11 protein-coding genes are annotated in these 13,181 nt (G+C 55.2%); 4 read left to right on the forward strand and 7 right to left on the reverse strand.

What is annotated here, in order from left to right; translation table 11 throughout:
• The first annotated feature begins 539 nt into the window (after positions 1–539).
• Both alaA and yfbR read left to right on the forward strand, forming a co-directional pair.
• A complete protein-coding gene (gene alaA / locus ACOTX4_RS07940; RefSeq protein WP_003861471.1) occupies positions 540–1,754 on the forward strand; it encodes an alanine transaminase AlaA in 1,215 nt (404 codons plus the stop codon).
• A gap of 117 nt (positions 1,755–1,871) precedes the next feature.
• A complete protein-coding gene (gene yfbR / locus ACOTX4_RS07945; protein ID WP_003861468.1) occupies positions 1,872–2,471 on the forward strand; it encodes a 5'-deoxynucleotidase in 600 nt (199 codons plus the stop codon).
• A 53-nt stretch (positions 2,472–2,524) separates the two neighbouring features.
• Here yfbR and ACOTX4_RS07950 read toward each other — a convergent pair whose 3' ends face one another.
• The 4 genes from ACOTX4_RS07950 to yfbV all read right to left on the reverse strand — a co-directional run bounded on the left by ACOTX4_RS07950 (position 2,525) and on the right by yfbV (position 6,146).
• The gene (locus ACOTX4_RS07950) at positions 2,525–4,357 is read right to left on the reverse strand and encodes an SLC13 family permease (RefSeq protein ID WP_045331069.1); all 1,833 of its coding nucleotides are present in this window, start codon (positions 4,355–4,357) and stop codon (positions 2,525–2,527) included.
• A 75-nt stretch (positions 4,358–4,432) separates the two neighbouring features.
• Positions 4,433–5,092: a sugar phosphatase gene (locus ACOTX4_RS07955; RefSeq protein WP_003861463.1), complete on the reverse strand. Its 660-nt coding sequence runs from the start codon at positions 5,090–5,092 to the stop codon at positions 4,433–4,435.
• A gap of 11 nt (positions 5,093–5,103) precedes the next feature.
• Positions 5,104–5,598, reverse strand: a complete 495-nt coding sequence (locus ACOTX4_RS07960; protein WP_003861461.1) for a YfbU family protein — start codon at positions 5,596–5,598, stop codon at positions 5,104–5,106.
• A 92-nt stretch (positions 5,599–5,690) separates the two neighbouring features.
• On the reverse strand, positions 5,691–6,146 hold the full coding sequence (gene yfbV, locus ACOTX4_RS07965; RefSeq protein ID WP_003861459.1) for a terminus macrodomain insulation protein YfbV: 456 nt from the start codon (positions 6,144–6,146) through the stop codon (positions 5,691–5,693).
• A gap of 337 nt (positions 6,147–6,483) precedes the next feature.
• Here yfbV and ackA point away from each other — a divergent pair, with 337 nt between their 5' ends.
• Positions 6,484–7,686 (forward strand): acetate kinase, encoded by a 1,203-nt coding sequence (gene ackA, locus ACOTX4_RS07970; RefSeq protein ID WP_015572267.1) that lies wholly within the window; start codon positions 6,484–6,486, stop codon positions 7,684–7,686.
• A 75-nt stretch (positions 7,687–7,761) separates the two neighbouring features.
• Entirely contained in the window at positions 7,762–9,903 is a 2,142-nt protein-coding gene (gene pta / locus ACOTX4_RS07975; RefSeq protein ID WP_022651538.1) for a phosphate acetyltransferase, read from the forward strand.
• Between the two features lie 107 nt (positions 9,904–10,010).
• On the opposite strand, the gene ACOTX4_RS07980 is transcribed toward pta, so the two are convergent.
• From ACOTX4_RS07980 to ACOTX4_RS07990, 3 genes are read right to left on the reverse strand one after another with little or no spacing between them, the layout of a single operon-like run.
• Positions 10,011–10,964, reverse strand: coding sequence for a transketolase family protein (locus ACOTX4_RS07980; RefSeq protein WP_003861452.1), 954 nt, complete (start codon positions 10,962–10,964; stop codon positions 10,011–10,013).
• A complete protein-coding gene (locus ACOTX4_RS07985; protein ID WP_045331066.1) occupies positions 10,957–11,787 on the reverse strand; it encodes a transketolase in 831 nt (276 codons plus the stop codon). The genes ACOTX4_RS07980 and ACOTX4_RS07985 overlap by 8 nt, the downstream gene beginning before the upstream one ends.
• Complete coding sequence (locus ACOTX4_RS07990; protein WP_017383437.1) at positions 11,784–13,175, reverse strand: PTS ascorbate transporter subunit IIC; 1,392 nt, start codon at positions 13,173–13,175, stop codon at positions 11,784–11,786. Before ACOTX4_RS07990 ends, ACOTX4_RS07985 begins: the two co-directional genes overlap by 4 nt.
• Positions 13,176–13,181: the final 6 nt, after the last annotated feature.

Consider the following 13,181-nt stretch of genomic DNA (forward strand, 5'->3'; position numbering starts at 1 on the left):
ATCTTAACCCAAATCCACTATATTTATAAGTCTTATTGCAATATTAAGGAGTTACCGCCAATGATAAGCAACTACACTCTTTTTATTAAAATTAACGAAAGTTGCATTTTCGTCGTTAATAATAAATAAAGTTTAATTTAGATTCAGGCCATTCATTAATAACCCTTAACATTAATTTCACATGAGTAACTTTTAGCCTGGCTTTGCTAATATGGCAATCGGTATCTCAGCATTCAGGTTTTACGAATGATCACTCAGGGGGACTAATGCATCAGCCCGAATCGTCTTTTTATTTACACCAGAATAAAATTCATAGTTACATGCAATTTTTAGCATAAAAAACCCATTAATAACCTTTATTACGATAAATTCAGGCACAAAATCACTCCCTCGTTAGAGTAAGCGATCACAGCGACATTCCCCGGTGGAACGAAATCTTCTTCTGTGCGCCCTTCAAAACGAAGCGCGGTGGGAGTACATTGTTCCGTGCACACTTCCACGGCAGGAAGTTGCAATAATAGCGAAAAGGTTAAAGGTTCATGTCCCCTATCGAAAAATCCAGCAAGCTCGACAACGTCTGTTACGACATCCGTGGCCCGGTACTCAAAGAGGCAAAACGCCTTGAAGAGGAAGGCAATAAGGTTCTGAAACTCAACATCGGCAACCCCGCGCCATTTGGTTTTGAAGCGCCGGATGAGATCCTGGTGGATGTGATCCGTAACCTGCCCACTGCACAAGGCTACTGCGATTCAAAAGGGCTTTACTCCGCCCGTAAAGCCATCATGCAGCACTATCAGGCTCGCGGTATGCGCGACGTCACCGTTGAAGATATCTACATTGGCAACGGTGTCTCGGAACTGATCGTTCAGGCGATGCAGGCGCTCCTGAACAGCGGCGATGAAATGCTGGTTCCTGCCCCAGATTATCCGCTGTGGACGGCTGCGGTGTCCCTGTCCAGCGGTAAAGCGGTGCACTACCTGTGCGACGAATCCTCTGACTGGTTCCCGGATCTGGATGATATTCGCGCCAAAATTACCCCGCGCACCCGGGGTATCGTGATCATTAACCCGAATAACCCGACGGGCGCGGTCTATTCAAAAGAGCTGCTGATGGAGATCGTCGAGATCGCCCGCCAGCATAACCTGATCATCTTTGCCGACGAGATTTACGACAAGATCCTGTACGACGCGGCGCAGCACCACTCTATCGCCGCGCTGGCACCCGATCTGCTAACGGTCACCTTTAACGGACTGTCTAAAACTTACCGCGTTGCCGGTTTCCGTCAGGGCTGGATGGTACTGAACGGTCCGAAAAAACATGCGAAAGGCTACATTGAAGGGCTGGAGATGCTGGCATCCATGCGTCTGTGCGCCAACGTACCGGCGCAACATGCGATCCAGACAGCACTCGGCGGCTATCAAAGCATCAGCGAGTTTATCGTTCCAGGCGGCCGCCTGTATGAACAGCGCAACCGTGCATGGGAATTGATTAATGATATTCCGGGCGTCTCCTGCGTGAAGCCTAACGGCGCGCTGTACATGTTCCCGAAAATCGACGCGAAGCGCTTTAATATTCACGACGACCAGAAAATGGTGCTTGACTTCCTGTTGCAGGAAAAAGTGCTGCTGGTTCAGGGTACGGCGTTTAACTGGCCGTGGCCGGATCACGTGCGTATCGTCACCCTGCCGCGCGAAGACGATCTCGAAATGGCCATCAGCCGCTTCGGGCGCTTCCTCTCCGGGTACCATCAGTAGCGCTGACTATCCGCCGGGTAGCGCTGCGCTTACCCGGCCTGCAACATCCGCAAATTTGCATCTTCCCTCCCCTCCCCGCACAATGAAGTCTGTCGCAGTGAAGACATAAGGTAACCTATGAGTCAGAGTCATTTCTTTGCCCACCTCTCCCGCCTGAAACTCATCAACCGCTGGCCGCTGATGCGCAACGTGCGCACTGAAAATGTGTCTGAGCACAGTTTACAGGTTGCCATGGTCGCGCACGCGCTGGCCGCGATTAAAAACCGCAAATTCAACGGGCAGGTGAATGCCGAACGTATCGCCCTGCTGGCGATGTACCACGATGCATCGGAAGTGCTGACCGGCGATCTGCCTACGCCGGTGAAATATTTCAACTCGCAGATTGCCCAGGAATATAAAGCTATTGAGAAGATTGCCCAGCAGAAGCTGATCGACATGGTGCCTGAAGAGCTGCGCGATATCTTCGGGCCGCTCATCGACGAGCATCAGTATACGGAAGAGGAGAAATCCCTGGTTAAGCAGGCCGATGCGCTGTGCGCCTACCTGAAGTGTCTGGAAGAGCTGTCCGCCGGGAATAACGAATTTTTACTGGCAAAAACGCGTCTGGAAAAAACGCTGGAATCTCGTCGCAGCGAAGAGATGGACTACTTTATGCGCGTGTTTGTGCCGAGCTTCCATTTGTCACTGGATGAGATTAGCCAGGATTCGCCGCTGTAGTTTTTTGCCGGGTGGCGGCTCCGCCTTACCCGGCCTACGTTTCTGCACTCACGCTAAAACGGGAATAACACCGGAATTAACACCACGCATACCAGCATTACCAGCACGGTGAACGGCACACCCAGCTTCACGAAATCACTGAACCTATAATTCCCGGGCCCCAGCACCAGCGTATTGACCGGGGAAGAGACCGGCGTCATAAATGCCGCGGACGCCGCCATCGCAACCATCATCGCAAACGGATACGGCGAAATGCCCATCGATTTTGCCATCGCCAGCGCAATGGGCGCCATCAGCACCGCCGTTGCGGTATTGGAGATGAACAAACCAATGGTGGCGCACATGACGAACAGGCAAACCATCATCAGGTACGGACCATATCCCCCGCCCGCGTCCATTAAGCCTTTTACGATCAAATCCACCCCGCCGGTTTTCTGTAGCGCCAGGGCGAAGGGCATCATCCCGACGATGAGAATGATGCTCGGCCAGTGAATCGCTTTGTAAGCGCTTTCGGCGTCGATACAGCGGAATTTGCCCATTAACAGACAGGCGATTATTGCCGCCACCGGGTTAGGGATCTCGTCCGTCAGCATCAGGGCAACCATCAATACCAGGCAAAAAATTGCATGGGGCGCCTGGCTGTGCGCCGGTGATGCATCGCTCTCTTCAATCGGCATATTTAGCACCACAAAATCGCGGCCTTTCTGCCCGAGCTGGCTAATCAGTTTCCAGTTGCCGACCACGAGGAAGATATCCCCCAGCAGGATCGGCTCATCCACCACCGCCCCTTCAAGGGCTACGCCATCGCGCTTCAGGCCTACCACGTTGAGGCCATAGCGGGTACGAAAGCCGATTTCACGCACGGTTTTGCCCAATAACTCCGATTCCGGGATCAGCGACACCTCGGCCATTCCCACATCCAGCGCCTGGTCAGAGAAATACTCGCCGCGCAGGACCATCGGCTCCAGCAGCTGCTCACTACAAAACTCCCGCAGATCCACGTCTGCGGTGGACATATCAATCAGCAGGACGTCACGCGCGCGAAACTCTGACACCCCGTTCACGTTAACGATCACCCGACGAAAACGACGCCAGCGCTCAACCCCGATGACGTTCGCGCCATAGCGTTCGCGTAGCTTAAGGTCATCCAGCCTCTGCCCCACCATAGGCGACCCCGGGCGGATAGCCAGACGTCGGGCACGCCCGGTCAGACGATACTCTTTAATCAGATCGCGGAAAGAGCGCCGCTTCCAGCCCTCTTTGGCTTTATCCTGCTTCTCCCCTTTCAGCGCAAAACGGGTCAATAGCATATAGATAATGCCCATCACCAGTACCACCAGCCCGATCGGCGTAACGCTGAAAAAGCTAAACCCCTCAAGCCCCTCACGGATCAGTTCGCTGTTCACGACGAGGTTCGGCGGCGTCGCGACCAGCGTCATCATGCCGCTGATGAGCCCGGCGAAGCTCAACGGCATCATCAGCCGCGAAGGGGAGATCTGCATCCTCATGCAGACGCTCAGCACGACCGGAATAAAGATGGCCACGACGCCCGTAGAGCTCATAAACGCGCCCAGCCCGGCGACCGTCAGCATCAGGTAAATCAGCATTTTGGTTTCGCTGCTGCCCGCCACTTTCACCAGCCACGACCCCATCATCGTCGCCACGCCGGTGCGTACCAGCCCGTCGCCAATAATAAACAGAGCGGCAATCAAAATAACGTTGGGATCGCTAAACCCGGAAAAGGCTTCCGGCAGGGAAAGGGTACCGCTCAGAACGAACGCGACAATCACAAACAGGGCGACGGCATCCATGCGCACCTTGCCCGTGGCAAAAAGAATGATGGCGATTAACAGCAGGCTCAGGACCCAAATCAGTTCACCGTTCACAACATGTCCTTGTCAGTGGAGGAGAAGCAATTCTGCCATAAAAAAGCCCCGGTAATGCGGGGCTATATCATGGGATTACATTTTTAGCGAGACGGTTACAACTCCGTCTGACGCCTTCGAGACGTCGATGGCGGTCAGGGTGTTAAGCACGAAATCCGCCTCCTCCAGCCGGGGGGAACCCGCCGGGACGTTAACGGCAATGACGTGGCTGCCGGCGTTCAGCCCGGCCAGCACGCCTGCCGCCGCGTCTTCCACCACCACGCACTCTGCTGGCGCAAGGCCGAGCAGTTCAGCGCCGAGCAGGAACGCATCCGGTTCAGGCTTGCCGCGCTTCACGCGCTCAGCGGTAATGAAGACGTCCGGCGTCGGCAAACCTGCCGCCTTATGGCGTGCATGCGCGACGGGAACCGAGCCGGAGGTGACGATAGCCCACGGGATCTGCGCTTCATTCAGGTGCTCAAGCAGTTCGCGCGCACCGGGCAGCGCGGTGATACCCTCGGTATCGGTAGCTTCAATCTGCTCAAGATAGCGGAACTCCGCCTGAATCTCTTCCTCAGAACGTCCCGCAAGGAAGTGCCGCAATGAGGTAATGGCCTGTTTGCCATGGATGAAATTTAGTACGTCCTGATGGTCAATGCCGTGCCGGTCGGCCCAGTGGCACCACGAGCGCTCCACCACCGGCAGCGAATCCACCAGCGTACCGTCCAGATCAAACAGAAAACCTTTACACTGCACACGCACCTCCGTCAGGCATTAATGATTTGTTGAATTTCGTTGCTGCTTAAATGGTACTGGCGCGGACAGGCGTGCCACGCGCTCAGCATACGTTGATACTTATCCCACATCGGGGTCTGGGCGTTGAAGCCGTGCGTACCCGCATCAAAATGGGTGTAGCGCCCTTCGGTATTCACCATAAAGCGTACATAGCTCAGATAGCGCGCTTCCGTCGCAGCATCAAAGCCCAGGAACGTCACGCGGCGCTCGTCAATGGTCTGCTGGTCCTTCAGATTGGTCCAGGACACATGCAGCGCATGGTACATCTCCATGATGTCGATAACGATACGGCAGGTTTCCTCTTTCAGTTCGCCAAATTCGCGATCCAGTTCGCGCATCTGCAAGCCAAAACCACGTTCAACAATGGTTTGCAGGCGGCTGTAGCGCGCAGCGTTATCGGGATCAAGCATAGTCATCATCTTGTACTGGTTAGACAAAATCAGACGTTGAGCATGGGTCATTTCCATCTTTCGACTCCTGTAGCGCATTGCACTGTAAAAAAAAGACACGGTAACTGATTGTTACTGTGCCTTCTTTTGGTCGTCGTTTCGATGATCAATCACAAGTCATCGAGGAATGTTTTATCAAGCTGTTTAAACGCACGCTTGAGGGTATCCGCCAGCGCCTGATAGTCCGGCTTACCTTCAACCGGTGCCAGCGCCTGGCCAGCCTCTTCCAGTTTTCCACGCACTTCATAAAACCAGTGTAAAATAGAAGGCGGAAGTGGCGTGACGGAACGTTTACCTAACCACCATAGCCCCTGCATCGGCAGGCTTAACGCAAAGAGCGCCGTCGCGACGGCAGGGCCAAGCTGTCCACCTAACGCTATCTGCCAGCACAGGGTAAAAACGGCAATCGGGGGCATAAAGCGAATCGCATAGCGCGTGGCGCGAATAGTGCGATTTTCAATAAACATGGGCGCGAGGCGCTTTTCCATCGGCCATGTCTTTGCGTAATGCTGTCCCCGACGAAACAGACTAAAAAAGTTCACGGACGGGATTTCGGGTGTCGACATGGCTGTACCTCAACTTCACATATAAAAATTAAAATTTTCGTGCAAAACCACAACAGGCTATGACAACGTTCAAAATATTTTGTCATCGCTACCCCGTATCGGGTATCCTGTGCCAGCCTGATAGGGCCGTAGACGATAAGCGTTAACTCGTCAAATTATCGCATATTATGCCATTGTCTGAAAAATGTTCAAAATGGCTTAAAATCATAGGTATTTCTTTCATCCTGCCAGAATGTTCGTTTGGCATGATGTTAATCATAAATGTCTGGGTCAGCATGCGTTACGCTTTTAGACTCACTGACGTTTTTTTAGCCACGTATCAATAATAGGTACTTCCATGTCGAGTAAGTTAGTACTGGTTCTGAACTGCGGTAGCTCCTCACTGAAATTCGCCATCATCGATGCGCTCAACGGTGACGAGTACCTCTCTGGTTTGGCCGAATGTTTCCATCTGCCTGAAGCACGTATCAAGTGGAAGATGGACGGCAGCAAACAAGAAGCGGCTTTAGGTGCAGGCGCCGCTCACAGTGAAGCGCTGAACTTTATCGTTAACACTATTCTGGCACAAAAACCAGAACTGTCTGCTCAGCTGACCGCAATTGGTCACCGTATCGTCCACGGCGGCGAAAAATACACCAGTTCCGTGGTAATCGACGACTCCGTGATTCAGGGCATCAAAGACTCTGCGTCTTTCGCACCGCTGCATAACCCGGCTCACCTAATCGGTATCGCTGAAGCACTGAAATCCTTCCCGAGTCTGAAAGACAAAAACGTGGCCGTGTTTGATACTGCGTTCCATCAGACCATGCCGGAAGAGTCTTACCTCTATGCCCTGCCATACAGCCTGTACAAAGAGCACGGCGTCCGTCGTTACGGCGCTCACGGTACCAGCCACTTCTATGTGACTCAGGAAGCCGCAAAAGTGCTGAACAAGCCGGTTGAAGAAGTCAACATTATCACCTGCCACCTGGGCAACGGTGGTTCTGTTTCCGCTATCCGCAACGGTAAGTGTGTTGACACCTCTATGGGTCTGACCCCGCTGGAAGGTCTGGTGATGGGTACCCGTTCCGGTGATATCGACCCGGCGATCATCTTCCACCTGCACGACACCCTGGGCATGAGCGTTGACGACATCAACAAAATGCTGACCAAAGAGTCTGGCCTGCTGGGCCTGACCGAGGTCACCAGCGACTGCCGTTACGTTGAAGACAACTACGCAGAAAAAGCTGACGCTAAACGTGCAATGGACGTTTATTGCCACCGCCTGGCGAAGTACATCGGTTCTTACACCGCGCTGATGGAAGGCCGTCTGGATGCTGTTATCTTCACCGGTGGTATCGGTGAGAACGCGGCAATGGTACGTGAACTGTCCCTGGGCAAACTGGGCGTTCTGGGCTTCGAAGTTGATCATGAGCGTAACCTGGCTGCCCGCTTCGGCAAGTCTGGCTTCATCAACAAAGAAGGCACCCGCCCTGCTATCGTTATTCCAACTAACGAAGAGCTGGTCATCGCGCAAGACGCACACCGCCTGACTGCCTGATTCCACACCGCCAGCAATGCTGGCGGTGCTGTTTTGTAACCCGCCCAACGCGGCGGTAACGAAAGAGGATAAACCGTGTCCCGTACTATTATGCTGATCCCTACCGGAACCAGCGTCGGCCTGACCAGCGTCAGCCTCGGCGTGATCCGCGCTATGGAACGCAAAGGCGTTCGTCTGAGCGTCTTTAAGCCTATCGCCCAGCCACGTGCCGGTGGCGATGCGCCAGACCAGACCACCACCATCGTTCGCAAGAACTCCAATCTGCCAGCGGCTGAACCGCTGAAGATGAGCCACGTTGAATCTCTGCTCTCCAGCAACCAGAAAGACGTGCTGATGGAAGAGATCATTGCCAACTACCACGCAAACGCACAGGACGCGGAAGTGGTGCTGGTTGAAGGCCTGGTCCCGACCCGTAAACACCAGTTTGCCCAGTCTCTGAACTTTGAAATCGCGAAAACCCTGAACGCAGAGATCGTTTTTGTGATGTCTCAGGGCACGGATACCCCAGAGCAGCTGAAAGAGCGTATCGAACTGACGCGCAGCAGCTTCGGCGGTGCGAAAAACACCAGCATCACCGGCGTGATTGTTAACAAGCTGAACGCGCCAGTAGATGAGCAGGGCCGTACGCGTCCTGACCTGTCCGAAATTTTTGACGACTCCTCCAAAGCGAAAGTCATCAAAGTTGACCCGGCTAAGTTGCAGGATTCCAGCCCGCTGCCTGTTCTGGGTGCGGTGCCATGGAGCTTCGATCTGATTGCCACCCGTGCAATCGATATGGCGCGTCACCTGAACGCCACCGTGATCAACGAAGGCGATATCAACACCCGCCGCGTGAAGTCCGTAACCTTCTGCGCACGTAGCATTCCACACATGCTGGAACACTTCCGCGCAGGTTCACTGCTGGTGACCTCCGCTGACCGTCCAGACGTGCTGGTTGCAGCGTGCCTGGCTGCAATGAACGGCGTGGAAATCGGTGCAATTCTGCTGACCGGCGGCTATGAAATGGACGCGCGTATCAGCAAGCTGTGCGAACGTGCGTTCGCCACTGGCCTGCCAGTCTTCATGGTGAACACCAACACCTGGCAGACCTCCCTGAGCCTGCAAAGCTTCAACCTCGAAGTGCCGGTTGATGACCACGAGCGTATCGAGAAAGTTCAGGAATACGTTGCGGGCTACATCAATGCGGACTGGATCGAATCCCTGACGGCGACCTCCGAGCGCAGCCGTCGTCTGTCTCCTCCAGCCTTCCGTTACCAGCTGACCGAGCTGGCGCGTAAAGCGGGCAAACGCGTGGTTCTGCCAGAAGGCGACGAACCACGTACCGTTAAAGCGGCAGCCATCTGTGCAGAACGCGGTATCGCGACCTGTGTGCTGCTGGGTAACCCGGATGAGATCAACCGCGTTGCGGCGTCTCAGGGCGTTGAGCTGGGCGCTGGCATTGAGATCGTTGACCCGGAAGTGGTTCGCGAAAGCTACGTTGCTCGCCTGGTTGAACTGCGTAAGAACAAGGGCATGACCGAAGCCGTTGCGCGCGAGCAGCTGGAAGACAACGTCGTGCTGGGTACGCTGATGCTGGAGCAGGACGAAGTTGACGGTCTGGTTTCCGGTGCGGTTCACACCACCGCGAACACCATCCGTCCACCGTTGCAGTTGATCAAAACCGCACCGGGCAGCTCTCTGGTCTCCTCCGTGTTCTTCATGCTGCTGCCTGAACAGGTTTATGTTTACGGCGACTGCGCGATCAACCCGGATCCAACCGCAGAGCAGCTGGCAGAAATCGCTATCCAGTCTGCGGACTCCGCGATTGCCTTCGGTATCGAACCGCGCGTCGCGATGCTCTCCTACTCCACCGGTACCTCTGGTGCAGGTAGTGACGTAGAGAAAGTCCGTGAAGCGACCCGCATTGCGCAGGAAAAACGTCCGGATCTGATGATCGACGGCCCGCTCCAGTACGATGCCGCGGTAATGGCTGACGTGGCGAAATCCAAAGCGCCGAACTCGCCGGTTGCAGGTCGCGCTACCGTGTTCATCTTCCCGGATCTGAACACCGGTAACACCACCTATAAAGCGGTACAGCGTTCAGCAGACCTGATCTCCATCGGGCCAATGCTGCAAGGCATGCGCAAACCTGTGAACGACCTGTCCCGTGGTGCGCTGGTAGACGATATCGTCTACACCATCGCGCTGACGGCGATCCAGTCTTCGCAGCAGCAGTAATGTTTTGCCGGATGGCGCTTCGCTTATCCGGCCTACAGGACCGTAGGCCCGGTAAGCGCCAGCGCCACCGGGCAACAAAAAGGCGACCACACGGTCGCCTTTTTTTATTACAACAGCTCCCGCGCCGCCGACACAATGTCATGTGCCGTCAGGCCATACTCCTTTTGCAAGAAGTCCTGCGTGCCCACCTGACCATATCGTTCCTTCACCCCCACCCGACGCAGGGGCACCGGACAGGTTTCCACCAGCACTTCCGCCACCGCCGACCCCAGCCCGTTGTGAATGCTGTGGTTTTCGCAGGTCACAATACGCCCGGTTTTCTCGGCATAGTTTTTCACCAGCATCCGATCGATAGGCTTCAGGGTAAACATGTCGATGACCGCTGCGCTTACCCCCTCCTGCTCCAGCTGGCGCGCCGCCTCCAGCGCTTCCGCCACCATAATGCCGTTAGCAATCAAGGTAATATCGGTTCCCTCGCGCAGCACGTTGCCCTTGCCGATGGTGAAGGTTGACCCCGGGGCATACACGCTCGGGGCCTGTTTACGGATGGTCCTCACCCAGTAGAAGCCTTCCAGGTCGATAAGCTGACGCAGCACATCTTCGAACATCACCGCATCGGTCACCTCCAGCACCACTGAATGCGCCAGACCGCGCACGATGCCCATGTCCTCGAACGACATATGCGTCCCGCCGTTGTGGCAGGCCGTCACGCCCGCATCCGAGGCAATCACCTTCACGTTATTGCGCTGGTAGTCCAGGGACATAAACAGCTGGTCGAAGCAGCGACGGCTGGCAAAGGCGGTAAAGGTATGGACGAACGGCTTACGTCCGGTGAGCGACAGCCCGGCGGCCGTCCCAATCACGTTAGCCTCCATAATGCCGCAGTTGATGACGTGCTGTGGATAATCACGCGCTACGCCGTCCATCGCCATCGAACTCATCAGATCCGCTTCGAGCGCAATAATCTCGCTCCCGGCCTCAATCTGTTTTGCCACAAAACCCGCGTAGACCTTACGCATCTCAACGGCATCTTTCTGTCCTGTCGGTGCAACCTTAATCATGTGAAGCCTCCAGTTGGCGAATCGTCTCGTTGAGCGCCGCTTTGCTCTCCTCAGTTAATCGCAGGTGATGCGAGTTGCTGAGCTGTTCCAGGTATGGCACCCCCTGCCCTTTGATGCTGTCGAGGATCACCACCCGCGGACGCGCATCGGCCGCAGCGATCGGCGCGGTCACCTCCAGCAGCGCCGGAATGTCATCCCCTTTCACCGTTACCACGTCAAAACCAAAGGCGCGGAATTTGCCTTCCAGGTCGAAGGCGCTGATGATTTCGTCCAGCTCGCCGTCGAGCTGCTGTTTGTTCCAGTCCACGAATACCGTCAGGTTGTTCAGTCGATGGTGAGCAATAAACTGGAAGGCTTCCCAGCACTGTCCTTCGTTCAGCTCCCCGTCACCGACGATGCAGAACACCCGGTTTGGCCTTCCTGCCAGCTTGTGCGACAGCGCCATGCCGCCAGCGATGGAGATCCCCTGCCCCAGTGATCCGGTGGTGGCATCCACGCCGCGTGTTTTCAGGCGATCCGGGTGACTTGGCAGACGCGTCCCGTTCTGGTTCAGCGTGCTCAGCTCTTCAATCGGGAAGTAGCCCTTAATCGCCAGCGTGCTGTACAGCGCCGGGCCCGCATGGCCTTTCGACAGCACAAAGTAATCGCGCTCTGGCCAGTCCGGATCGGCCGGGTCAATTTTCATCACCGCGCCGTACAGCACCGCCAGCGTTTCAACGACTGACATGCTGCCGCCGTAGTGCCCAAAACCCAGCTGCGTAAGGGATTTCAGCGTCTCAAGGCGGATCTGACGCGCCAGTTCGGTTATTTCATTCTCATTCATGATTTGGCTCCGGGGTTTTCCTGCGCGTTACCGCTGGCAGGTTTGTTTTTAGCGAAGACGTTGTAGGCCACCAGCAGCGCGAACAACACAACAACCAGTCCGGTGATGGCAAGCGGCGACAGGAAGCGCGCCAGGTTGCCCAGCACAATCCCGACCGCACCAAAATCAGCGTCCGAGAAGGTCGTATTCGCAAAGCCAATTGCGCCCAGAACAGGCAGCAGCAGGACCGGGAGGAAGGTGATCAGCAGGCCATTAGCAAAGGCGCCAATCATTGCCCCGCGGCGTCCACCAGTGGCGTTACCAAACACGCCCGCCGTTGCACCGGTGAAGAAATGCGGCACGACGCCCGGCAGGATCAGCACCCAGCTAAACTGACCGCAGATGAACAAGCCCACAATCCCGCCGAGGAAACTAAACAGGAAGCCAATCAGCACCGCGTTTGGCGCATACGGGTAGACTACCGGGCAGTCCAGCGCAGGCCGCGCATTGGGCACCAGTTTTTCCGAGAAGCCAGTAAAGGCCGGGACGATTTCCGCCAGAATCAGGCGCACGCCCTGCAAGATGATGAACACGCCTGCCGCGAAGGTGATGGCCATAATGATGGCGTACACCAGGTAGTTCTGGCCGCCGCTGAAGGTGGCCTCCACGTACTCACGTCCGGCGCTCACCGCCATGATCAGGTAGATAATCATCATGGTCAGGGAGATGGAGATTGAACTGTCACGCAGGAAGCTAAGGTTCTTCGGCAGGTTCATCTCTTCGGTGGAGCGCGAACCTTTACCGACCTTGCTGCCAATCCAGCCGGACAGCACGTAGCCCAGCGTGCCGAAATGACCGAAGGCGATCTCATCGTTGCCGGTAATACGCTTCATATAACGCTGCGCAATCGCCGGGAAGAAGGCCATAATCAGGCCGAGGATCAACGAGCCGGTAAAGACCAGCCCGACCCCCTCGAAGCCTGCAACCGTCAGGATCACGCCAATCATGCATGCCATGTAGAAGGTGTGATGCCCGGTGAGGAAGATGTATTTCAGGCGGGTAAAGCGCGCAACAATAATATTCGCCACCATCCCGAAGGCCATAATGAGCGCGGTGGAAGCGCCATATTTTTCCAGGGCAATCGACACAATAGCTTCATTGTTGGGAATAATGCCCTGAATATTAAAGGCGTGCTCAAACATACCGCCGAGCGGATTTAATGAGCCCACCAGCACGGTTGCGCCGCCGCCCAGTACAATAAAGCCGAGAATGGTTTTAATTGTGCCTTTTACCACATCCGAAAAGGCTTTTTTCTGCGCCACAAGACCAATCAGGGCAATTAAACCGACCAGCACTGAAGGGACTTTTAAAATATCAACAACGAAGTTCAGCGTTTCAAGGATAAACATATCCAC

The organism is Enterobacter cloacae complex sp. IR5459 (assembly GCF_049238005.1).
Lineage (GTDB): Bacteria > Pseudomonadota > Gammaproteobacteria > Enterobacterales > Enterobacteriaceae > Enterobacter > Enterobacter hormaechei_C.